The organism is Pseudomonas sp. S3_G06 (assembly GCF_054667565.1).
Genome location: NZ_CP162738.1, coordinates 2,880,555 through 2,902,157, shown reverse-complemented (window position 1 = coordinate 2,902,157; position 21,603 = coordinate 2,880,555). Strand labels below are relative to the sequence as shown.

Genomic DNA, 21,603 nt, shown 5'->3' with positions numbered 1-21,603 from the left:
CCGTGATTGGCAGGACAGGCATTTTTCTGGAAAGACTGGCATGAGCGAAAGCGTGGAAAGCGTCGACACCGTAGAACTGTTCACCGACGGTGCCTGCAAGGGCAACCCCGGCCCCGGCGGCTGGGGCGCGCTGCTGGTGTGCAAGGGCGTCGAAAAGGAACTGTGGGGCGGCGAGGCCAACACCACCAACAACCGCATGGAGCTGCTCGGCGCGATTCGTGGCCTCGAAGCGCTCAAGCGCCCCTGCGAAGTGCTGCTGGTTACCGACTCGCAATACGTGATGAAAGGCATCAACGAGTGGATGGCCAACTGGAAGAAGCGCGGCTGGAAAACCGCTGCGAAAGAACCGGTGAAAAACGCCGATCTGTGGAAAGAGCTGGACGAGCAGGTCAATCGCCACAAAGTCACCTGGAAATGGGTGCGCGGGCACATTGGCCATCACGGTAACGAGCGGGCTGACCAGTTGGCTAACCGTGGGGTGGATGAAGTTCGCGGTTACAAGCAGAGCTGATTTCGCTTCTAACTGTGGCGTAGACATTCGCGAGCAGGCTCGCTCCCACATTGGAATGCATTCCCCTGTAGGAGCTGCCGAAGGCTGCGATCTTTTGATCTTAGGAAAAATCAAAAGATCGCAGCCTTCGGCAGCTCCTACAGGGTTCGAGTCCAGCGTGTTAACATCCGCGCCTTTGCATGATTGACCCGTTGAGAGCTGAGCACTGATGGCCACCAGATCCGTTGTACTCGATACCGAAACCACCGGCATGCCGGTGACCGATGGTCACCGGATCATTGAAATCGGTTGCGTCGAACTGATCGGTCGGCGCCTGACGGGCCGGCATTTCCACGTTTATCTGCAACCGGATCGCGAGAGCGACGAAGGCGCGATTGGTGTGCACGGCATCACCAACGAATTCCTCGTCGGCAAGCCGCGCTTTGCCGAAGTCGCCGACGAGTTCTTCGAGTTCATCCAGGGCGCGCAGCTGATCATCCACAACGCGGCGTTCGACGTTGGCTTCATCAACAACGAATTCGCCTTGATGGGCCAGCACGATCGCGCTGACATCACCCAGCATTGCACCATCCTCGACACCCTGATGATGGCTCGGGAACGTCACCCGGGGCAGCGCAACAGCCTCGATGCATTGTGCAAACGTTACGGCGTCGACAACTCCGGCCGTGAACTGCACGGCGCTTTGCTCGACTCGGAGATTCTCGCCGACGTCTATCTGACCATGACCGGCGGCCAGACCAGCCTGTCGCTGGCCGGCAACGCCTCCGATGGCAATGGCACGGGCGAGGGTGCCGACAACTCGGCTACCGAAATCCGCCGCCTGCCGGTCGATCGTCAGCCAGCACGCATCATCCGGGCGACTGAAGAAGAACTGGCGGCGCATCTGGTGCGGCTGGAAATCATCGCCAAATCGGCGGGAGCGCCGGCGTTGTGGACGCAGATTGCCGAGGCTGATGCGCAGGCCTGAAAAACCCGAAGATCAAAAGATCGCAGCCTTCGGCAGCTCTTACCGGGATTGCATTCCATAGTAGGGACCAGGAAGGCAGCGATTTTTTGCGTTTGGCGACATGGAGCCAAGTTGCCACTCTCGCCACATTCGTCGCAACCCTCTACCCTGAGTGCACTGGTCAGGTGCAAATCTGCCGCCTCAGGACACTGAGCCTCATGTACAAAGAGTTGAAATTTGCGCTGGCAATCATCCATCGCGACAGCAAGGTCGACACTGTCGGCTGCGTCAAGGAATGAGGACTTTTCCCAGTATGCAACCGGTCATGAATCCGAAATACCCAGGGTTGTCGGTGCGGGTCGCCGACGAAGGTTTTGCGCCGTATATCTGGGGCAGCGACTTCAGTTTCGAGGTGGCCGCCTATGGCGCTGCCGTGATCGGCAAGCCGGTCGAGCAGTGGCCGGTGACGCCGATCGTGCCGTACCGCAAGTGCTACGGCATCGATCCGGAAGAGTTCAGCGCCTTTCACAACGCGCCCGACAGTGCGATTTTCATGGCGTACCTGGACGACGAGCCGGTCGGTCACCTGGTGATCAGCACCAACTGGAACGGCTTTGCCCACATCGATGAACTGGCGGTGCATGCCCCGGCCCGTCGCCACGGCGTGGCCAAGGCGTTGCTCGATGTCGCGCAGTTCTGGAGTCGCAAGAAGAAGCTGCCGGGCATCATGCTCGAAACCCAGAACAACAACCTCGGCGCCTGTCGGCTGTATGAGCGCTGCGGTTATGTGATCGGCGGCATCGACCAGTTGCGCTATCGCGGCATCGATCCGCACACCGCCGAAGTCGCATTGTTCTGGTATCGCCTGTTCGATAATCCGCTGGAAAAACCACTCAGCTCGACAACATCGCCTCGGCTTGTTCCGTGACGATGGTCAGCAGTGTCTGAATCGCCGCCGACGGCGTGGTATGTTTGAAGGTCAGGGCGTAGAGGTTGATCGGCACAGCCGGTGAGAGCGGGCAAACGTCAAGCCCATCGGCGCGGGCGCCCAACGCGGTGAAGGGGTCGACGATCGCCAGGCCTTCGCCGGCCTCGACCATGCTGCGCATCATCTGATGGGTCTGCACGCGGGTCTGAATGCTTGGCGCCGGGCGCAGGGCCTGGAGTTTGTTTTCCAGTGCCGGGCTCAGCGGATCCTGACCTTCGAGACCGACCATGGCCTGACCGGCCAGATCTGCCAGGGATATGTATTTCTGCTTGGGTTGCAGCCAGCCGTGCGGAGCGAGCAATTGCAGCTTGCCCTGGGCCAACGATTGGCAGTGGATATCGGGATGTTCGGGGTCGTGCAGGCTCAGGCCCAGATCGCTTTCGCGCAGTAACAGGCTGCGGACGATGTCGCGAGTCGGCGCGCTGAGCAGGCTGCACGGTGCGTCGGGCAAGCGCCGACGCAGGGTCGCAAGGCTTTGTGGCAGTAATTGTTGGGCCAGCGGCGGGGTGCCGATGATGCGCAAGGGCGGGGCGAGGTATTGCTTGAGGCTGCTGGCCAGACGCTGCACCGGCTCAAGTGCCTCATAAATGTGCGCGATTTCCACCTGCAGGGCGCGCGCTTCGGGCGTCGATTGCAGCCGACCGCGAACGCTGGCAAACAGCATGAACCCCAGCTGACTCTCGGCTTCGCGCAAACGCTCTTCGACCTCGGTCACCGGCAATTGCAGCCATTCGGCGGCGGTGCCCAGGTGACCGGTCTGCAAGAGCGCCTGAATCACTTCGATGTGGCGTAAACGCATGCGTGAAGTCCATGTTCAGCAGGTGGGGTCAGACGCTGAATCCTACCCCAAGTCCGCTCGCATGACTTCTGCTCATAACGCTGGGTTATTGAGCGACGGTTGGCTCAGGTTCGCGAATCAGGGTAATGCCTGATTGAACCAGGAGAAACTCGCTGTCACTGACCTTATTGACCCGATCGCCAATGGCCAGTCTGTAAATGGGCTCCGAGCCAGTGGATCCGTCTGCAGAAGGGTTCGATTCCTGGAATTCATGCACGGAATAAACGCGGCCTTCCGCATCTCTTGCATGAAACTGACCGACGAGTACTGCTGCCATCTGCTTAGAACCTCTGGAGATAAAACGCTTGATTTGCGGCTTTGTAGACCGTCACCAAGCTCGGTAAGTTTTCCTACAGGAAAAAAATATTCGCCGCGCAGGAAAAACCAATGACCACTGGTGAAAGCGTCACTGGATCATCTATAACTAGCGACTCTTCCCACGGACCATCGAGAGTCATCCATGAGCAATGTCTACAACGTCGCTGTAGTGGTCGGTAGCCTGCGCAAAGCATCGATCAATCGCAAAGTCGCACTGGCCCTCGCCGAACTGGCGCCGGCCAATCTCAAGCTCGAGATTGTCGAAATCGGTGAGCTGCCGCTGTACAACGAAGACATCGACGGCGCTTCTCCGCCGGCAGCCTACAGCACTTTCCGTCAGAAAGTGGCGTCATCCGACGCGGTGCTGTTTGTCACCCCTGAGTACAACCGCTCGATCCCGGCACCGTTGAAGAACGCCATCGACGTCGGTTCGCGCCCTTATGGCCAGAGCGCTTGGAGCGGCAAACCCGGTGCGGTGATCAGCGTATCGCCAGGCGCCATCGGTGGCTTCGGCGCTAACCAGCACCTGCGTCAGACTTTTGTTTTCCTCGATATCCATTGCCTGCAACAGCCGGAAGCGTATCTGGGCGGTGCGGGCAACGCGTTTGATGAAGCGGGCAAGCTGAGCGACTCGGTGAAGCCGTTCCTGCAGAAATTCATCGATGCGTACGGCCAGTTCGTAGAGCAACACAAGAAATAAACTCACCGAAACTCACTGTGGGAGCGAGCCTGCTCGCGAAGACGGACTGTCAGATAACAATTTCACGTCTGACACACCGCTTTCGCGAGCAGGCTCGCTCCCACATTTGTTCGATTTCCACCCGTTTCGCTATTTGAAGGCTTCTGCGAATGCTCGCTGCGTCACTGATTTTCCTGCTGACCATCACCCTCGTCATCTGGCAACCCAAAGGTCTCGGCGTCGGCTGGAGTGCAACGCTGGGCGCCGTGCTGGCGTTGATTTTTGGCGTCGTTCACCTCACGGATATTCCGCTGGTCTGGCAGATCATCTGGAATGCCACAGGCACCTTCGTTGCGCTGATCATCATTAGCCTGTTGCTCGACGAGGCTGGCTTTTTCAATTGGGCAGCGCTGCACGTGGCGCGTTGGGGGCGGGGCAGTGGGCGCAAACTGTTTGCCTTCATGGTGCTGCTTGGTGCGCTGGTCTCTGCGTTGTTCGCCAATGACGGCGCGGCGCTGATTCTCACGCCGATCGTGATTTCGATGCTGTTGGCGTTGCGCTTTTCACCGGCGGCGACGCTGGCATTCGTCATGGGCGCCGGGTTCATTGCCGACACGGCGAGCCTGCCGCTGGTGGTATCGAACCTGGTCAACATCGTTTCGGCGGATTTTTTTCACATCGGCTTCAACCGCTATGCAGCGGTGATGGTGCCGGTCAACTTCGTCAGCGTGGCGGCGACGCTGGGCATGTTGCTGTGGTTTTTCCGTCGCGACATCCCGGCGGCTTACGATCCTGCACAACTGGAAAACCCGCACACCGCTATCCACGACAAGGCGACGTTCTATGCCGGTTGGGCAGTGCTGGTGATCCTGTTGGTCGGCTGCTTCGGCCTCGAACCGCTGGGCATTCCAATCAGCGCAATTTCGGCGGTGTGTGCCGCGCTGCTGCTGGGCATCGCTGCGCGCGGTCACAAAATCTCCACGCGCAAGGTTATGAAAGAAGCGCCGTGGCAGATCGTGATTTTCTCGCTGGGCATGTACCTGGTGGTGTACGGCCTGCGCAACGCCGGGCTCACCGGTTACCTCGCCGGATGGCTGGATGTGTTCGCCGGCCACGGCGTGTGGGGCGCGGCCATGGGCACCGGGGTGCTGACGGCGCTGCTGTCGTCGATCATGAACAACTTGCCAACCGTACTGATCGGCTTGCTGTCGATTGACGCCAGTCAGGCCAGCGGCGTGATCAAGGAAGCGATGATCTACGCCAACGTCATCGGCAGCGATCTGGGGCCGAAAATCACCCCGATCGGCAGTCTGGCGACCCTGTTGTGGTTGCATGTGCTGGAGCGCAAGGGCATTCACATTGGCTGGGGCTATTACTTCCGCGTCGGGATTGTGCTGACGGTGCCGGTGTTGCTGGTGACGTTGGCGGCGTTGGCGGTGCGGTTATCCCTATAGATCGAGTTGCTCTTTTCGCGAGCAGGCTCGCTCCCACAGGGGATCGCATTCCACATTTGAAATGCATTCTCTGTGGGAGCGAGCCTGCTCGCGAATTGGGTCGGACACCACAAATCTCAGGTTTGGCCGGGCACATTCGGCCAAAGATCCGCCACCAGAAACAAACGTTCGGCCTCTTCCCATTCGCCCTGGGCATACTCGGTCAGGCGTACCAGCAACTGCGCCGGGGCCAGTGCTGGCAGGTCTTCGAGCCACAAACGCAGGTGCTCATCTGTCCAGACCTGATCCGCCGGGTAATGCGCCGGGGCCAGCCAGGCGTGGCGGGGCAGGGGTTGCCAGCGGCCCGACGGGCGTTGGGCGACAAACGCCGGCCAGTCCTTCTGATGCAGCCAACTGCCACGCAGATGTTGCGGATGCGCGCCGTGCGGTGAGTCGGCCTGCCCGGGCCACGGATACAGCAGATAACCGCCCAGCCACAGCTGCGCGCTGAAGGTTTCGATATCCAGCGCCGCGAGCACTTCGCGGCTTTCCGGGCGCGCCGAGATCGGCAATTGATGCTCGGCCAGATGCGCCAGTTTGCGATCCAGCCGATCATGACAACCCGGGCCCAGCCACTGCGCGGGATCGCGGCCATCACCATCCTGCGGGCCAAGGTAGAGCTTGATCGCCAGTTCCAGATGATGCACGCCGTCGCGGTCACGCAGCAGCATGTCCAGCTCGCCGAGGGTGTGCCCGGCGCGGCGGATTGGCAGGTTGGCGGCGATCAGTTCGATGCCCGGCGCATGCGAGACGGCGAACTGCCAAAGACGCTCGTAATACAGGCCCAGGCGCCGGGTGCGCGCCTGCGCCAGCCATTGCAGCAGGCCGTAACTGTCGTGGTCGAGCTGGCGCAGCCAGTGTTCGAGACGCTGCGGGTCGTGCACCCAGTCGCTGCCGGCGAGCGGATGGCGCTGCGGCCACGGCGTGGCGGCGAGCATCGGCGGCGCGAGGATCACCCACGCCAGGTCCCGCACTTCGGGATGGCGTAATCGATGGGGCAACTGCAACAAGTCGGGAAACAGGATCATCTTGCGAGCATAGCCTTAAACCTGAGCGCACCCTTGAGGCTGAAAGGATTTTGTCTATCTGGCGCTTTCGCCCATAATCGGGTTTTCGCGTTTTCGATTGTCCGCAGAGGTCCCATGGAGCAATTTCGTAATATCGGCATCATCGGTCGCCTGGGCAGTTCCCAGGTGCTGGATACCGTCCGCCGACTGAAACGCTTTCTGCTCGACCGTCACCTGCATGTGATCCTCGAAGACACCATCGCTGAAGTCCTGCCCGGCCACGGCCTGCAAACCTCGTCGCGCAAGATGCTCGGCGAAGTCTGCGACATGGTCATCGTCGTCGGCGGTGACGGCAGCCTGCTCGGCGCTGCGCGGGCGCTGGCCAAACACAATATTCCGGTGCTGGGCATCAACCGTGGCAGCCTCGGCTTCCTCACCGATATTCGCCCGGACGAGCTGGAAATCAAGGTCGCCGAAGTGCTCGACGGCCACTATCTGGTGGAAAACCGCTTCCTGCTGCAAGCCGAAGTGCGTCGCCATGGCGAGGCCATCGGCCAGGGCGATGCGCTCAATGACGTGGTGCTGCACCCGGGCAAATCGACGCGGATGATCGAATTCGAGCTGTACATCGACGGCCAGTTCGTCTGCAGCCAGAAGGCCGACGGCCTGATCGTCGCCACGCCCACCGGCTCCACTGCCTATGCGTTGTCCGCCGGCGGGCCGATCATGCATCCCAAGCTCGACGCTATTGTGATTGTGCCGATGTACCCCCATACCTTGTCGGGACGGCCGATCGTGGTCGATGGCAACAGTGAGCTGAAAATCGTCGTGTCCAAAGATATGCAGATCTACCCGCAGGTGTCCTGCGACGGCCAGAACCACTTCACCTGCGCACCGGGCGACACCATCACCGTGAGCAAAAAGGCACAGAAGCTGCGCCTGATTCATCCGCTCGATCACAATTACTACGAGGTGTGCCGCACCAAGCTTGGCTGGGGCAGCAAGCTGGGGGGCGGAGGCGACTGATGCTCGATCCCGCGCGCAGTTACGACCTGATCGGTGACGTGCACGGATGCGCCATGACCCTCGAACACTTGCTGGACCGTCTCGGTTATCACAAGCAGGGCGGGGTCTGGCGGCATCCGTCACGCATGGCGGTGTTCGTCGGCGACATCATCGACCGTGGCCCGCGCATTCGCGAGGCATTGCACATCGTCCACGACATGGTCGAGGCGGGGCAGGCGCTGTGCATCATGGGCAACCACGAATTCAACGCGCTCGGCTGGGTCACCCCGGCGCCACCGGGCAGCGGTAAGCAGTTCGTGCGCGAACACACCAAGCGCCATGCGCGGCTGTTGCAGGAAACCCTGACTCAATTTGAAGACCATCCCGGCGACTGGCATGACTTCCAGCAGTGGTTCTACGAGCTGCCGCTGTTCGTCGATGCCGGTCGCTTCCGCGTGGTGCATGCGTGCTGGGATGCCGGTCTGATCGAGCCGTTGCGGGCGTTGTTCCCCAATGGCTGCGTCGATGAGCATTTCCTCCAGGCCTCGGCGGTGCCCGGCAGCTTCGCCTGCACCGTGTTCGATCGCCTGCTGCGCGGCACCGACATGCGTCTGCCCGGTGGCCTGACCATGACCAGCGGCGACGGTCTGGTGCGTTCGTTCTTCCGCACCAAGTTCTGGGAAGACGACCCGAAAACCTACGGCGACATCGTCTTCCAGCCCGATGCACTGCCGGAACCTGTCGCGCAGACGCCACTGACGTCCACTGAAAAGAATTCCTTGCTGCGCTACGGCGTCGACGAGCCGTTGCTGTTCGTCGGCCACTACTGGCGCAGCGGCAAACCGGCGCCGATCCGCCCGAACCTCGCGTGTCTGGATTACAGCGCGGTGCTCTACGGCAAACTGGTGGCCTATCGTCTGGACCAGGAAACGCGCCTGGATCCGCAAAAATTCGTCTGGGTCGATGTCGAGCGGCCGGAGGTGCTGCAATGAGTGCGGTAGCGGTATTGCGCCTGCCGTTGGCGGTGGATTTGAGCGGTTTTGTCAAACTGCTGCAACGCATGCAAGTGCCCCATCGGGTCAGCGAAGAGGCGGGCGAGCAGGTGCTGTGGGCGCCGGAGGAAATCAGCGAGGACGTGCGTTCGTTGTACGAGCGCTTCCCGGCCGGCGACCCGGGTCAGCAACTGGACATTCCCGTGGGCCAGACCTTTAAACGGCCGAGTTTCGCCGAACAGCTGAAACACGCCAGGGCGACCGGGTTGATTCTGTTGTTGAGCCTGATCGTTGGCGGTCTGACTTTCCTCGGCGAAAACCTTGAGACCCTGCGCTGGCTGACCTTCCTCGATTTTCGCGTGATCGGCGAGTACATCCACTTCACGCCACTGGCCGACAGTCTGGCGGCAGGGCAGTGGTGGCGGCTGGTCACGCCGATGCTGATCCACTTCGGTATTCTGCATCTGGCCATGAACGGCATGTGGTACTGGGAGCTGGGGCGGCGCATCGAGTCGCGCCAGGGCAGCATCAACCTGATCGGTCTGACGCTGCTGTTCAGTCTGGTGTCCAACTACGCGCAGTTCGTCTGGAGCGGCCCGAGCCTGTTTGGTGGGCTGTCCGGCGTGCTTTACGGCTTGCTCGGGCATTGCTGGATTTTCCAGCTGCTGGCGCCGAACCCGGCCTATCGCCTGCCGCGCGGCGTGCTGGTGATGATGCTGGTGTGGCTGGTGGTGTGCATGTCCGGGCTGATCTCGCTGATCGGTTTCGGCCAGATCGCCAACGCCGCGCACCTGAGCGGGTTACTCATCGGATGCTTCACCGGTTTGTTGGGCGGTTTGTATAACCGCCGTAAACTGGCCGTCTAACATTTTTTGTTTCAGCAAAGAGCACGGAGACCCTGATGTCCTCTTTCAACGACATGATCAGCAACATCACCCCGGACATCTACGAAAGCCTGAAACTGGCCGTGGAAATCGGCAAATGGTCCGACGGCAACAAACTCACTGCCGAACAGCGCGAGCTGTCGTTGCAGGCGATGATTGCCTGGGAAATCCAGAACCTGCCGGAAGACCAGCGCACCGGTTACATGGGCCCGCAAGAGTGTGCGTCGAAGTCGATCGAAGTGCCGAACATCCTGTTCAAGTCGGATGCCATCCATTGATCGAGATTGGCCGCGGTGCAATCAGCAAAATGTCGGCGCGCCTGGACGGGTCGAACGTGCAATACGCGTTTCGTCTGGATGATGTCGAGGTGCCGGTCAATCCGTTGATCGGCAGCACGTTGCGTCTGGAATTTTTAGGGGCGATCCACTGCACCCATTGCGGGCGCAAGACCAAAACCAGTTTCAGTCAGGGTTATTGCTACCCGTGCATGACCAAACTGGCGCAGTGCGACCTGTGCATCATGAGTCCGGAGCGATGCCACTTCGACGCCGGCACCTGCCGTGATCCGGTGTGGGGCCAGCAGTTCTGCATGACCGATCATGTGGTTTATCTGGCCAACTCGTCGGGGATCAAGGTCGGCATCACCCGTGCCACGCAGTTGCCGACCCGCTGGCTGGATCAGGGCGCGAGTCAGGCGCTGCCGATCATGCGTGTGTCGACGCGCCAGCAATCGGGCTTTGTCGAGGACCTGTTCCGCAGCCAGGTGGCGGACAAGACCAACTGGCGCGCACTGCTCAAGGGCGATGCGGCGGCGGTGGATCTGGCGCAGGTGCGCGATCAGTTGTTCGAAAGCTGCGCCGAAGGCCTGCAAGGGTTGCAGGAGCGATTCGGCCTACAGGCGATTCAGACGATTGCCGATGTCGAACCGCTGGAAATCCGCTATCCCGTCGAGCAATACCCGGCGAAAATCGTCAGCTTCAACCTGGACAAGAACCCGATTGCCGAAGGCACGCTGCTGGGGATCAAGGGTCAGTACCTGATCTTCGACACCGGCGTGATCAACATTCGTAAATACACGGCTTATCAGCTCGCCGTGCATCAATAAGGATTCCAGCATGCGCACCGAACAACCGAAGATGATTTACCTCAAGGACTATCAGGCGCCCGAGTACCTGATTGACGAAACGCACCTGACCTTCGAGTTGTTCGAGGACCACAGCCTGGTTCACGCGCAACTGGTGATGCGCCGTAATCCTGAACGTGGCGCCGGACTGCCGCCGCTGGTGCTCGACGGCCAGCAACTTGAGCTGCTCTCGGTGACGCTGGCGGATCAGGAACTGAGCGCTGCTGACTATCAAGTCTCGGACAGTCACCTGACCCTGCAGCCGACCAGTGAAACGTTCACCCTCGACACCAGCGTACGCATCCACCCGGAAACCAATACCGCGCTGGAAGGCCTGTACAAGTCCGGCACGATGTTCTGCACCCAGTGCGAAGCCGAAGGCTTTCGCAAGATCACCTATTACCTCGACCGCCCGGACGTGATGAGCAAGTTCACCACCACCGTCGTGGCCGAACAGCACAGCTACCCGGTGTTGCTCTCCAACGGTAACCCGATCGCTTCCGGCCCCGGCGAAGACGGCCGGCACTGGGCTACCTGGGAAGATCCGTTCAAGAAACCGGCGTACCTGTTTGCGCTGGTCGCCGGTGATCTGTGGTGCGTCGAAGACACCTTCACCACCATGAGCCAGCGCAACGTCGCGCTGCGCATTTATGTCGAGCCGGAAAACATCGACAAGTGCCAGCACGCGATGAACAGCCTGAAGAAGTCCATGCGCTGGGACGAAGAGGTCTACGGTCGCGAGTACGATCTGGACATCTTCATGATCGTCGCCGTCAACGATTTCAACATGGGCGCGATGGAGAACAAGGGCCTCAATATCTTCAACTCCAGCGCCGTGCTGGCCCGCGCTGAAACCGCCACCGACGCCGCGCACCAGCGGGTCGAGGCGATTGTCGCCCACGAATACTTCCACAACTGGTCGGGCAACCGCGTCACCTGCCGCGACTGGTTCCAGCTGTCGCTCAAGGAAGGTTTCACGGTGTTCCGCGATGCCGGTTTCTCCTCGGACATGAACTCGGCGACAGTCAAGCGCATTCAGGACGTGGCGTACCTGCGTACCCACCAGTTCGCCGAAGATGCCGGGCCGATGGCCCACGCGGTGCGCCCGGACAGCTTCATCGAGATTTCCAACTTCTACACCCTGACCGTGTACGAAAAGGGCTCGGAAGTGGTCGGCATGATCCACACCTTGCTGGGCGCCGAAGGCTTCCGCAAGGGCAGCGATCTGTACTTCCAACGCCACGACGGCCAGGCCGTGACCTGCGACGACTTCGTCAAGGCCATGGAAGATGCCAATGGCGTTGACCTCAGCCAGTTCAAGCGCTGGTACAGCCAGGCCGGCACACCGCGTCTGGCCGTCAGCGAGTCCTACGACGCTGTGGCGAAAACCTACAGCCTGACCTTCCGCCAGAGCTGCCCGCCGACCCCGGACAAGGTAGAAAAACTGCCGTTCGTGATTCCGGTCGAGCTCGGCTTGCTCGACAGCCAGGGCAATGAAATCGCTCTGCGTCTGGCTGGCGAAGCCTCGGCACAAGGCACCACTCGGGTGATCTCGGTGACCGAAGCCGAGCAGACCTTCACTTTCGTCGACATCAACGCACAGTCGTTGCCGTCGCTGCTGCGCGGCTTCTCGGCGCCAGTGAAATTGAGCTTCCCGTACAACCGCGATCAACTGATGTTCCTGATGCAGCACGACAGCGACGGTTTCAATCGCTGGGATGCCGGTCAGCAATTGTCGGTGCAAGTGCTTCAAGAGTTGATCGGCCAGCATCAGAAAGGCGAGAGCCTGAAGCTAGATCCGCGTTTGGTATCGGCGCTGCGCACGGTGCTGTCCGACGAGTCGCTGGATCAGGCGATGGTTGCCGAAATGCTCTCGCTGCCGGGTGAGGCCTATCTCACCGAGATCAGCGAAGTGGCTGACGTCGAGGCGATTCATGTCGCTCGCGAGTTCGCCCGCAAGCAACTCGCCGAAGGTTTGTTCGAAGCGCTGTGGCTGCGTTATCAGGCCAATCGCGATCTGTCGAAAAAGACTCCGTACGTGGCCGAGGCCGAGCACTTCGCCCGTCGCGCCTTGCAGAACATTGCCCTGTCGTACCTGATGCTCAGCGGCAAGCCGGAAGTGCTGGCGGCGGCGCTGGAGCAGTTCGAGACCGCCGACAACATGACCGAGCGCCTGACCGCGCTGGCGGTGCTGGTCAACTCGCCGTTCGAAGAGCAGAAGGCTTTGGCTTTGGCCAGCTTCGCCGAGCACTTCAAGGACAATCCGCTGGTCATGGATCAGTGGTTCAGCGTGCAGGCCGGCAGCACCTTGCCGGGCGGTTTGGAGCGGGTGAAGGCGTTGATGCAGCACCCGGCGTTCAACATCAAGAACCCGAACAAGGTGCGGGCATTGATCGGCGCGTTCGCCGGGCAGAACCTGATCAACTTCCACGCGGCGGACGGTTCCGGTTATCGCTTCCTTGCCGATCTGGTGATCGAACTGAACGGTTTCAACCCGCAGATCGCCTCGCGCCAACTGGCCCCGCTGACTCGCTGGCGCAAATACGACAGCGCGCGTCAGGCACTGATGAAGGCCGAGCTGGAACGCATTCTGGCGTCCGGGGCGCTGTCCAGCGATGTGTATGAAGTGGTGAGCAAGAGCCTGGCGTAACCCTATCCGGTAGGAACCGTCGAGTTGATCGTTCCCATGCTCTGCGTGGGGACGATCAACAAAAAATGCCGCTCAACGAGCGGCATTTTTATTGGTACAACAAACAGCTATTTACGCAGATCAAACCGATCCAGATTCATCACCTTCGTCCATGCCTTGACGAAATCGTTGACGAACTGCGCCTTCGCGTCGGAACTGGCGTACACCTCGGCCAACGCGCGCAATTGCGCATTCGAGCCGAACACCAGATCCACTCGAGTCGCCGTCCACTTTGGCGCCCCGGTCTTGCGGTCACGGCCTTCAAACTCATCGGCATCCCGTGACGTTGGGGTCCACTCAACTCCCATGTCCAGCAGGTGGGTGAAAAAGTCATTGCTCAGCGTTTCGGTTTTGTCGGTGAACACGCCATGCCGCGTCTGGCCGACATTGGTGTTCAATACCCGCAAACCACCCAGCAGCACGGTCATTTCCGGTGCCGTGAGCGTCAGCAACTGCGCCTTGTCGATCAGCAGGGTTTCCGCCGCAACCGTGTATTTGCCTTTGCTGTAATTGCGGAAGCCATCGGCAATCGGTTCGAGGAAGCCGAACGATTCGACATCGGTCTGCTCCTGCGAAGCATCGACGCGGCCTGGTGAGAACGGCACCGACACTGAATGTCCGGCGTTCTGCGCGGCTTTTTCCACCCCGGCATTACCGGCCAGGACGATCAGGTCCGCCAACGAGATCTTCTTGCCATTGGCAGCAGAACCGTTGAACTCGCTCTGAATGCCTTCCAGTGTGCTCAGCACCTTGTCCAATTGCTCGGGCTGGTTGGCCTGCCAGAACTTCTGCGGGGCCAGACGCAAGCGTCCGCCGTTGGCGCCACCGCGCTTGTCCGAACCGCGGAAGGTCGATGCTGCAGCCCACGCGGTCGAAACCAGTTGCGACACTGACAACCCTGAAGCCAGCACCTTGTTTTTCAGCGCAGTGGCGTCGCTGTCATCGATCAGCGGGTGCGTCACGTCGGGCAGCGGGTCTTGCCAGAGCAATTCCTCTTGTGGCATTTCCGGGCCGAGGTAGCGGGAGAGCGGACCCATGTCGCGATGGATCAGCTTGTACCAGGCGCGGGCGAACGCGTCGGCGAGCTGATCGGGATTGGCCAGAAAGCGCCGCGAGATTTGTTCGTAGGCAGGATCGAAGCGCAACGCCAGATCGGAGGTGAGCATGGTCGGCGAGAGCTTCTTGTTCGGATCGTGAGCGTGGGGAACGGTGCCGGCCCCGGCGCCGTTTTTCGGCTGCCACTGATGGGCGCCCGCCGGGCTTTTGGTCAGCTCCCACTCGAAGCCGAACAGGTTTTCCAGATAGTTGTTGCTCCACTGCGTTGGTGTGGTGGTCCAGGTCACTTCCAGACCACTGGTGATGGTGTCGGCGCCTTTACCGGTGCCGAAGGCGTTTTTCCAGCCCAGACCCTGTTGCTCCAGACCGGCCGCTTCCGGCTCTGGGCCAACATTGTCGGCCGGGCCGGCGCCATGGGTCTTGCCGAACGCGTGGCCGCCGGCGATCAGCGCCACGGTTTCTTCGTCGTTCATGGCCATGCGGCCGAAGGTTTCGCGAATATCCTTGGCCGAGGCCACCGGGTCCGGGTTGCCTTCAGGGCCTTCAGGGTTGACGTAGATCAGGCCCATCTGCACGGCGGCGAGGGGATTTTCCAGATTGCGTTCGCCCTGATCGGTGCGGCTTTCTTCATGGCCATGCAAATCGGGCTCAGCCACCAGCGTGCCGTCGCCGGGCTCTTGCACCGGGCCATTGCTCTTGCCGTAACGGTTATCGCCACCGAGCCACTCGGTTTCCGAACCCCAGTACACGTCTTCATCCGGTTCCCAGACATCGGCGCGGCCCCCGGAAAAACCGAAGGTCTTGAAGCCCATGGATTCCAGCGCGACGTTGCCGGTAAGCACGATCAAGTCAGCCCAGGAAATATTGCGCCCGTATTTTTGCTTGATCGGCCACAGCAGACGGCGGGCCTTGTCGAGGCTGACGTTGTCCGGCCAGCTGTTGAGCGGGGCGAAGCGTTGCTGTCCGGAGCCGGCGCCCCCACGGCCGTCGGCGGTGCGATAGGTCCCGGCGCTGTGCCAGGCCATGCGCACGAACAGCGGGCCGTAATGGCCGAAGTCGGCCGGCCACCAGTCCTGAGAATCAGTCATCAGCGCTCTGATGTCTTGTTTCAGCGCCTGAAAGTCGAGGCTTTTGAAGGCCTTGGCGTAGTCGAAGTCCTGGCCCAGCGGATCGGACTTGGGGGAATGCTGGCTGAGGATTTTCAGATTGAGTTGATTCGGCCACCAGTCACGGTTCGTCGTACCGCCGCCGGCGGCGTGGTTGAACGGGCATTTCGATTCGTTTGCCATGTTCGTATCCCTATCAGGTCTGCGGCCGGCTCGTGCCGACTTCGGACTGGTAAGGCTAGACCCGAGTTGGCAAGTCGGCTAATAGCCCGACTATTGGATACCGATAGGCAAACTCTTTCACCGTCCCATGTAGGAGCCGCCGAAGGCTGCGATCTTTTGATCTTTGTTCACCAAAAAATCAAAAGCAAAGATCGCAGCCTTCGGCAGCTCCTACAGGGGTTAGCTCGATTGTGCGGTGTCGTCCTCTGGCACGTCGTCGAGGATGTCTTCCTGGCCGGGCAGTTCAGTGATCACGCTGAAGTCCGAGACCTCGACCGCGCCATTGCCATACCCCAGCAAATGAAAAGAGAACGCCTTGCGCGGCTGGGGGTTTTCAAAGCTGAAGTCCAACTCCAGTGGCTGGTCCGCCGTGGCGACCATTTCCGTAGGCAGGCCCAGTTGCACGTCCTGTTCGAATTGCTTGGCCTTGAGCTGAATGTACGCCGCCTGCTGCGGATCGACCGAGCGCACGGTCAGGCGCACGCGGGTGTGCGAGCCTTTGGGCATTTCCAGGTATTGCGCGCCGATCAGGTTGTCGGCCCAGTCATCATTGATCTGCGCTTGCAGAGGGATGATGTTGTTGCTGCCGAACTGGTAGCGATGATTGAGTGGTGTGCGCAGCAGGGACAGGTCCAGCGCATCGGCGCGCGCGGCGATCTGCCGGGCCGGGTGACCGCTGTAGGTGCCTTTGTAAGTGGCGCTTTCGGCGATGAAGCCGACGCTTTGGTAATAGCGGCAGCGGCGCGGCAGGTCGCACTCGGAGAAGATGCCCTGGCCGTTGTGGTAGCGCAGTTTGCCGTTGGTGAACGACATGATTTCGCGCCCCGAATCGTAGTCGCGAAACAGCGAGCGGCCGCTCAGCGCAGTCGGCACCGGCAGGTCGAAATAGTCAAGGATCGAGGTGCTCAGATCGACGTGACCATAGACCCCGGCATTCAAGCGCGGCAGTTGCGCCTGCTCCGGTGCCAGCGTCAGGTTGAAACCCCACGAGGAGGCCAGCCGCACGCCGTCGATGCCGTGGGATTCATCCGAGGTGATTACCACCAGCGTGTCCTTGAGAACGCCCTGGCGCTCCAGCCCCGAAAGAAATTCATCCAGCGCATCGTCGAGATAACCCACAGCGGCCTGCTTCGGCGTTTCATAACGCTGCAGATAATCGTCCGGTGCGGAGTAGGGCTGGTGAGTGCCGACCGTCAGCAGGGTCAACATCCAGGGCTGCTTTTGCTTTTTCAACTGGCCGACGTAATCCAGCGCACCTTCGAAAAACGCCTTGTCATCTTTGCCCCAGGGGAATTCCAGGTAGTTGCTGTTGCTGAACCATTCCAGACCGTGGGTCGCATCGAAACCGATGTGCGGCATGATCTTGTCTTTGGCCATGAAGCGCAGGCCCGCGCCCTGCAAGTAATGCGTGCTGAAGCCGTGCTCGCGCAATTGTGCCGGCAGGCAGGCCTGATTGCGTTCGTTGAGGGTGAGCATTTCCACGCCTTTGGGCGTGCCATTGTTGAGCTTGTCGTAGTCACCGCAGAGCATGGCATACAGACCGCGAATGGTCTGATGGGTGTGCAGCACGTAATCCGGGGTGTTCATGCCGCGCTCGGCCCAGCGGCTGAGGTTGGGCATCAGGTCTTCCTGATAATGACTGCCGATCGCCTCACGGTTGGCACGGATGTAGGCGCCGGGGATGCCTTCGAGCGCGATGATCAATACATTGCGCGCCTGGCCCGGCGCGGCGAGCAGCTTCTGGCCATTGAGATCGACGTCGGTGAGCCCGGCCATCGCCGGTGTGGGTTCTTCAACGTCGCCGTCGAGCCATTCCTCGGCCTGGATCTGCAGGTCGGCGACTTCACTGGCGAGCAACTGATGCGGCAGGTTGTACAGGCGCCAGGCGTCGCCGTCATTCGGCCACAGGTTTAGCGCGCCCCAGTGAGCGGCGAACAAAGCGATCGGCGCGGCCCACGCAGCGCGCGGCAACGCCGGACGAGCCAGACCGCGCCCCATAAATTGGGCCAGCAGCCAGAAAACTAAAGCACCCAGCAAAGCAATGGCCAGGGCAGGGTGCGCAAGTCCGCCGCCAGTGGAGTTTTCGACGAATTGCGGGTCGATCAGATAGTGAATATCCGAAGGCGTCGGCAGGCGGCCGACGGCGCTGACCAATTCTGCCGTGGCGATCGCCAGCAGCGCCCAGAACATTAGCACCGGCAAGGCCAGCCACCATGCGCGGCGATGCAGCGTTACCACCAGCAAACTGCCGACGGCCAGATCCGACAAAAAGCCCAGCGGGTTTGACCAGCCCAGCGCCGCCCGCAGGCACACCGGCACGACCAATACCAGAACGATGAGAGAAAGAAGGCGGGCATTCGGCCGCCGCAGCCAGTTGAAAAGAGCACTCACAAAAAAGGCCTGCTTGTCATCAAAGGGTCAAAAAAGTGTGGGTGATGATACCAAGGGCAGAAAGGCTGATCGGCTTTTAAAACCTGCGGCTGGCGATCGCTGAAACGGCGCGTGCCCATAGCGGGCGTGGGTTGTGGGACGTATGGCCGTTTTTCGGAGGGGCAGTTTTTTGTTTCAGACTGTTGTAGGTCCATCCACTGCTCCTGAATTTCAGCAGCAGACGCTAAATCGCGGAGTGCTATCGATATGCGATAAAGATATTTAAGTTCTGTTTTTTATAGCTATAAAGTCAGGCCTTTCAGCCCACCCCCATGCTGCGAGGTTGTCATGGCCACACCGTTCAAACGTTCTGCGCTGACTCTGTTGGCCGCAACTCTGGCAGCGGGCGCGCTGTTCAGCAGCGGCGCCCGGGCCGAGGGCAAAATCAGCATCGCCCAGCAATTCGGCATTGGTTACCTGATTCTCGACGTCGTGCGCGATCAACAACTGATCGAGAAACACGGCAAAGCCCAGGGCCTGGAGATCAAGGTCGACTGGAACAGCATTTCCGGCGCCACGGCCATGAATGAGGCGCTGCTCACCGGAGCGCTGGACGTCGTCTCGGCCGGCGTGCCGCCGATGCTCACCGTGTGGGATCGCACCAAGGGCAAGCAGAACGTCAAAGCCATCGCCGCGCTGGGGTCGATGCCCAATTACCTGCTGACCAACAACCCGAACATCAAAACCCTCAAGGACTTCAGCGACAAGGACCGTATCGCCGTGCCGGCCGCAGGCGTAGGCTTCCAGTCGCGTACCCTGCAGATAGAAACCGCCAGGGAATTCGGTGATGACCAGTTCAAGAAGTTTGACAACATTTCGGTCAGCCTGCCGCACCCGGACGCCACCGCTGCGCTGATCGCTGGCGGCTCGGAAATCAACTCGCATTTCTCCAGCCCACCGTTCCAGTACCAGGCGCTGCAAAACCCCAACGTGCATAAAGTGCTGAGCTCCTACGACATCCTCGGCGGCCCGGCGACGTTCAACGTTCTCTACACCACGGAAAAATTCCACGACGAAAACCCGAAAACCTACAAGGCGTTCTACGACGCACTGGCCGAAGCCGAGAAGATCATCAAGGCCGACAAGCCCGCCGCCGCCCAGGCCTACATTCGTGTAGAGCAATCGAAACTGCCGCTGGCCCTGGTCGAGCAAATCGTCAAAGACCCGGAAATCGACTTCACCGTTGTACCGCAACGCACGTTCATCTACGCCGAGAAATTGCAGGAATTGGGCGTGCTGAAAAACAAGGCGGGGAGCTGGAAGGATTACTTCTTTGAAGAAGCGCATGGTGGTGCGGGGAGTTGAGGGGAGGGGAGTGCGGCAGGCTCCTGTGGTCTGCCGCTAATACTCGTCAGTGGCAGCGCTCACAGCGAGTCGGAAATGGACGTTTCCCCATCCTCGAAAATGCTTTCAATCGGCAACCCGAACGCTCGCGCGATCTGGAAGGCCAGCGGCAGGCTTGGGTCATAGCGTTCATTTTCGATGGCATTGATGGTCTGACGGGAGACCTTCAAGCGCTGCGCCAGATCGACCTGTGACCACTTGCGCTCGGCGCGCAGCGCCTTGAGGTGATTTTTCATTGATAGCGACGTCGGGCGATTTGCAGACCGAGGATCCACATTGCGCCCATCACCGGCCATACGCAGGTCCACGGGATGTGCGGGGCGCCGATATTTTCGAGAAAGCCATAGCTGAACGTCAGCAACGCGGAAGCGGCGAACGCAAAGCCCAGCGCTTCAAACTGGATGCGCAGGTGCATCTCATCCAGGCGCCGCAGGTTGCGCACGATAGCCCAGCACATCAATCCGGCGGGGATCATCGGCGCCAGCGCGACGGCTGAACGCAACAGCAGATGGGCGTCCAGCAAATGTTGGCTGGCAACCACCGAGGCGATCAGCACGAGTGTGTACAGCGTCAATGCGGCGCCCATTTCGAGGTAATAGCGATTCATGTTTAACTCCATGTAAAAGACCCTTTACATCCTCGTCGAAATCTTTGCTTATGTAAAGCAAGCTTTCCATTCGGTCAGAGCATCGCTTCCATAAAAAACGGGGCGGCCCGATCATCGATCAGGCCGCCCCGGTTTATGTCAGGCGAACAGTCTTTCAGTCAGCGATCAATGCATCTTGCTGTGATCGTGGCCGCCCATGTTGGTCAGCGCGCGAACCGGTGCTTTGACTTCGATGGTTTCTTTCTCGCCCGCGGCGTTTTCCACGGTCAGGGTCAGCGGCACGCTGTCGCCTTCCTTCAACTGACCGCTCAGGCCCATCAGCATGACGTGGTAGCCGTTCGGGTCGAAGCTCACGGCTTTGCCGGCAGGCAACTCAACCGACTTCACCGGACCCATGGTCATCACATCGTTCTTCATGCTCATTTCATGAATCTGAACGTCCTTGGCCACTGGCGAGGCAACGCTGAGCAGCTTGCTGTCGCTGTCGGCAGTGACGGTCATGAACGCGCCGCTGGCGGACTGGGTCGGCACGGTTGCACGGACCCAGGCGTCGTCGACTTTGGTCTGCGCCGACGCCTGAAAGGCCAGGCCGAGCAGGGACAGTGCACATACGGTGCGTTTGAGGTGATTCAGAACGGGATGCATCAGCAGACCTCCATAACAGTAAGCAAATCTTCCGTGCACTCTTGGGCTGTCAGCGAAGTGGACAGGCCCAGGCGCAACTCACCACGCGAGTCGTAGACGTAGCTGGTGGACGTATGGGAGATGGTGTAGGTGTCGCCGGCCGGGACTTTCTCGTAGAACACGTCGAATTCCTTGGCGGTGGCCTTGGTTTCCTCAAGCGTCCCGTACAGCGCGACGAAGCTCGGGTCGAAGGCTTTGACATAGGCGTCGAGGATCTGCGGCGTGTCGCGCTCAGGGTCGAGGGTGATGAACACCACTTGCAAACGGTCGCCGTCGCGGCCCATCAGTTTTTTGATCTGTGCGGCGCGGGCCAGGGTAGTGGGGCAAACGGCCGGGCACTGGGTGAAGCCGAAGAAGATCATCGGCATCATCCCGCGAAAGCTCGACAGCGACATGGTTTCGCCTTCGGGATTCTTCAGCTTGAAGGTGCGTCCGAGGATCTTGTCGCTCAGATCCTTGCCGTACTTGTACGACAGTTGGCCACGGGTATCGCAACCGGCGAGCAGGCCGAGCCCGAGCACGCCCATTCCCGCAAGTACCTTGCGGCGAGTCAACAAAGCCGTCATCTAATACCGCCTTTTGCAGCCCGCCAGTCGGCAGGACTGGCGAGGGGTTAACCGTAAAAGCGCCGCATGATAGCAAACTGAGGCTGATCGCCGGCTGCCGATCGCCGCGCGGTGC

The 21,603-nt window shown here is 60.4% G+C and carries 21 protein-coding genes; 12 read left to right on the top strand and 9 right to left on the bottom strand.

Annotation, left to right across the window (positions count from 1 at the left end):
• Positions 1-40 precede the first annotated feature (40 nt).
• The 3 genes from rnhA to AB4N47_RS12990 all read left to right on the top strand — a co-directional run bounded on the left by rnhA (position 41) and on the right by AB4N47_RS12990 (position 2,385).
• Complete coding sequence (gene rnhA / locus AB4N47_RS13000; protein ID WP_007910572.1) at positions 41-511, top strand: ribonuclease HI; 471 nt, start codon at positions 41-43, stop codon at positions 509-511.
• Between the two features lie 208 nt (positions 512-719).
• On the top strand, positions 720-1,478 hold the full coding sequence (gene dnaQ / locus AB4N47_RS12995; RefSeq protein WP_024012494.1) for a DNA polymerase III subunit epsilon: 759 nt from the start codon (positions 720-722) through the stop codon (positions 1,476-1,478).
• Positions 1,479-1,770: 292 nt separating this feature from the next.
• On the top strand, positions 1,771-2,385 hold the full coding sequence (locus AB4N47_RS12990) for a GNAT family N-acetyltransferase (protein ID WP_016774208.1): 615 nt from the start codon (positions 1,771-1,773) through the stop codon (positions 2,383-2,385).
• Here the strand turns inward: AB4N47_RS12990 and AB4N47_RS12985 are convergent.
• Together AB4N47_RS12985 and AB4N47_RS12980 are read right to left on the bottom strand one after the other, a co-directional pair.
• A complete protein-coding gene (locus tag AB4N47_RS12985; protein WP_341637852.1) occupies positions 2,351-3,244 on the bottom strand; it encodes a LysR substrate-binding domain-containing protein in 894 nt (297 codons plus the stop codon). The two genes, AB4N47_RS12990 and AB4N47_RS12985, sit on opposite strands and share 35 nt — an antisense overlap.
• An 85-nt stretch (positions 3,245-3,329) precedes the next feature.
• Positions 3,330-3,560 (bottom strand): hypothetical protein, encoded by a 231-nt coding sequence (locus AB4N47_RS12980; RefSeq protein ID WP_016774209.1) that lies wholly within the window; start codon positions 3,558-3,560, stop codon positions 3,330-3,332.
• A gap of 183 nt (positions 3,561-3,743) precedes the next feature.
• On the opposite strand from AB4N47_RS12980, the gene AB4N47_RS12975 reads away from it, so the two are divergent.
• Positions 3,744-4,301 (top strand): NADPH-dependent FMN reductase, encoded by a 558-nt coding sequence (locus AB4N47_RS12975; protein ID WP_024012496.1) that lies wholly within the window; start codon positions 3,744-3,746, stop codon positions 4,299-4,301.
• 149 nt (positions 4,302-4,450) lie between these two features.
• Positions 4,451-5,734: an arsenic transporter gene (locus AB4N47_RS12970; protein ID WP_341637851.1), complete on the top strand. Its 1,284-nt coding sequence runs from the start codon at positions 4,451-4,453 to the stop codon at positions 5,732-5,734.
• A 116-nt stretch (positions 5,735-5,850) separates the two neighbouring features.
• Here the strand turns inward: AB4N47_RS12970 and AB4N47_RS12965 are convergent, their stop codons facing one another.
• Positions 5,851-6,801: a DUF1853 family protein gene (locus tag AB4N47_RS12965; RefSeq protein WP_341637850.1), complete on the bottom strand. Its 951-nt coding sequence runs from the start codon at positions 6,799-6,801 to the stop codon at positions 5,851-5,853.
• A gap of 114 nt (positions 6,802-6,915) precedes the next feature.
• Between AB4N47_RS12965 and AB4N47_RS12960 the strand changes: the two genes are divergently transcribed.
• From AB4N47_RS12960 to pepN, 6 genes are read left to right on the top strand one after another with little or no spacing between them, the layout of a single operon-like run.
• Complete coding sequence (locus AB4N47_RS12960; protein ID WP_016774212.1) at positions 6,916-7,806, top strand: NAD(+) kinase; 891 nt, start codon at positions 6,916-6,918, stop codon at positions 7,804-7,806.
• On the top strand, positions 7,806-8,777 hold the full coding sequence (locus tag AB4N47_RS12955) for a metallophosphoesterase (RefSeq protein WP_024012499.1): 972 nt from the start codon (positions 7,806-7,808) through the stop codon (positions 8,775-8,777). Before AB4N47_RS12960 ends, AB4N47_RS12955 begins: the two co-directional genes overlap by 1 nt.
• Positions 8,774-9,643 (top strand): rhomboid family intramembrane serine protease, encoded by an 870-nt coding sequence (locus AB4N47_RS12950; RefSeq protein WP_341637849.1) that lies wholly within the window; start codon positions 8,774-8,776, stop codon positions 9,641-9,643. The genes AB4N47_RS12955 and AB4N47_RS12950 overlap by 4 nt, the downstream gene beginning before the upstream one ends.
• A gap of 35 nt (positions 9,644-9,678) precedes the next feature.
• Complete coding sequence (locus AB4N47_RS12945) at positions 9,679-9,939, top strand: YeaC family protein (RefSeq protein ID WP_042609561.1); 261 nt, start codon at positions 9,679-9,681, stop codon at positions 9,937-9,939.
• The gene (locus AB4N47_RS12940; RefSeq protein WP_016774216.1) at positions 9,936-10,766 is read left to right on the top strand and encodes a DUF2797 domain-containing protein; all 831 of its coding nucleotides are present in this window, start codon (positions 9,936-9,938) and stop codon (positions 10,764-10,766) included. Before AB4N47_RS12945 ends, AB4N47_RS12940 begins: the two co-directional genes overlap by 4 nt.
• A gap of 10 nt (positions 10,767-10,776) precedes the next feature.
• Positions 10,777-13,434 (top strand): aminopeptidase N, encoded by a 2,658-nt coding sequence (gene pepN / locus AB4N47_RS12935; protein WP_341637848.1) that lies wholly within the window; start codon positions 10,777-10,779, stop codon positions 13,432-13,434.
• 107 nt (positions 13,435-13,541) lie between these two features.
• On the opposite strand, the gene katG is transcribed toward pepN, so the two are convergent.
• Both katG and AB4N47_RS12925 read right to left on the bottom strand, forming a co-directional pair.
• Positions 13,542-15,818, bottom strand: a complete 2,277-nt coding sequence (katG, locus tag AB4N47_RS12930) for a catalase/peroxidase HPI (RefSeq protein WP_341637847.1) — start codon at positions 15,816-15,818, stop codon at positions 13,542-13,544.
• A 219-nt stretch (positions 15,819-16,037) separates the two neighbouring features.
• Complete coding sequence (locus tag AB4N47_RS12925) at positions 16,038-18,248, bottom strand: LTA synthase family protein (RefSeq protein WP_341637846.1); 2,211 nt, start codon at positions 18,246-18,248, stop codon at positions 16,038-16,040.
• A 327-nt stretch (positions 18,249-18,575) separates the two neighbouring features.
• Here AB4N47_RS12925 and AB4N47_RS12920 point away from each other — a divergent pair, with 327 nt between their 5' ends.
• On the top strand, positions 18,576-19,592 hold the full coding sequence (locus tag AB4N47_RS12920) for an ABC transporter substrate-binding protein (RefSeq protein ID WP_341637845.1): 1,017 nt from the start codon (positions 18,576-18,578) through the stop codon (positions 19,590-19,592).
• Positions 19,593-19,651: 59 nt separating this feature from the next.
• On the opposite strand, the gene AB4N47_RS12915 is transcribed toward AB4N47_RS12920, so the two are convergent.
• From AB4N47_RS12915 to AB4N47_RS12900, 4 genes are all read right to left on the bottom strand, one after another.
• Entirely contained in the window at positions 19,652-19,867 is a 216-nt protein-coding gene (locus AB4N47_RS12915) for a helix-turn-helix transcriptional regulator (protein ID WP_073475280.1), read from the bottom strand.
• Positions 19,864-20,238: a hypothetical protein gene (locus AB4N47_RS12910; RefSeq protein ID WP_073475277.1), complete on the bottom strand. Its 375-nt coding sequence runs from the start codon at positions 20,236-20,238 to the stop codon at positions 19,864-19,866. The genes AB4N47_RS12915 and AB4N47_RS12910 overlap by 4 nt, the downstream gene beginning before the upstream one ends.
• 165 nt (positions 20,239-20,403) lie before the next feature.
• Positions 20,404-20,883 (bottom strand): copper chaperone PCu(A)C, encoded by a 480-nt coding sequence (locus AB4N47_RS12905; protein WP_341637844.1) that lies wholly within the window; start codon positions 20,881-20,883, stop codon positions 20,404-20,406.
• Entirely contained in the window at positions 20,883-21,488 is a 606-nt protein-coding gene (locus AB4N47_RS12900; RefSeq protein ID WP_016774221.1) for an SCO family protein, read from the bottom strand. Before AB4N47_RS12900 ends, AB4N47_RS12905 begins: the two co-directional genes overlap by 1 nt.
• Positions 21,489-21,603 lie beyond the last annotated feature (115 nt).

Bases quoted from the DNA above. Each gene is read 5' to 3' on its own strand.
- AB4N47_RS12985 (WP_341637852.1), bottom strand. From the start codon at position 3,244: ATGCGTTTACGCCACATCGAAGTGATTCAGGCGCTCTTGCAGACCGGT.
- katG (WP_341637847.1), bottom strand. From the start codon at position 15,818: ATGGCAAACGAATCGAAATGCCCGTTCAACCACGCCGCCGGCGGCGGT.
- AB4N47_RS12990 (WP_016774208.1), top strand. From the start codon at position 1,771: ATGCAACCGGTCATGAATCCGAAATACCCAGGGTTGTCGGTGCGGGTC.
- rnhA (WP_007910572.1), top strand. From the start codon at position 41: ATGAGCGAAAGCGTGGAAAGCGTCGACACCGTAGAACTGTTCACCGAC.
- pepN (WP_341637848.1), top strand. From the start codon at position 10,777: ATGCGCACCGAACAACCGAAGATGATTTACCTCAAGGACTATCAGGCG.
- AB4N47_RS12945 (WP_042609561.1), top strand. From the start codon at position 9,679: ATGTCCTCTTTCAACGACATGATCAGCAACATCACCCCGGACATCTAC.
- AB4N47_RS12910 (WP_073475277.1), bottom strand. From the start codon at position 20,238: ATGAATCGCTATTACCTCGAAATGGGCGCCGCATTGACGCTGTACACA.
- AB4N47_RS12965 (WP_341637850.1), bottom strand. From the start codon at position 6,801: ATGATCCTGTTTCCCGACTTGTTGCAGTTGCCCCATCGATTACGCCAT.
- dnaQ (WP_024012494.1), top strand. From the start codon at position 720: ATGGCCACCAGATCCGTTGTACTCGATACCGAAACCACCGGCATGCCG.
- AB4N47_RS12905 (WP_341637844.1), bottom strand. From the start codon at position 20,883: ATGCATCCCGTTCTGAATCACCTCAAACGCACCGTATGTGCACTGTCC.
- AB4N47_RS12900 (WP_016774221.1), bottom strand. From the start codon at position 21,488: ATGACGGCTTTGTTGACTCGCCGCAAGGTACTTGCGGGAATGGGCGTG.
- AB4N47_RS12980 (WP_016774209.1), bottom strand. From the start codon at position 3,560: ATGGCAGCAGTACTCGTCGGTCAGTTTCATGCAAGAGATGCGGAAGGC.
- AB4N47_RS12950 (WP_341637849.1), top strand. From the start codon at position 8,774: ATGAGTGCGGTAGCGGTATTGCGCCTGCCGTTGGCGGTGGATTTGAGC.
- AB4N47_RS12920 (WP_341637845.1), top strand. From the start codon at position 18,576: ATGGCCACACCGTTCAAACGTTCTGCGCTGACTCTGTTGGCCGCAACT.
- AB4N47_RS12960 (WP_016774212.1), top strand. From the start codon at position 6,916: ATGGAGCAATTTCGTAATATCGGCATCATCGGTCGCCTGGGCAGTTCC.
- AB4N47_RS12955 (WP_024012499.1), top strand. From the start codon at position 7,806: ATGCTCGATCCCGCGCGCAGTTACGACCTGATCGGTGACGTGCACGGA.
- AB4N47_RS12915 (WP_073475280.1), bottom strand. From the start codon at position 19,867: ATGAAAAATCACCTCAAGGCGCTGCGCGCCGAGCGCAAGTGGTCACAG.
- AB4N47_RS12975 (WP_024012496.1), top strand. From the start codon at position 3,744: ATGAGCAATGTCTACAACGTCGCTGTAGTGGTCGGTAGCCTGCGCAAA.
- AB4N47_RS12970 (WP_341637851.1), top strand. From the start codon at position 4,451: ATGCTCGCTGCGTCACTGATTTTCCTGCTGACCATCACCCTCGTCATC.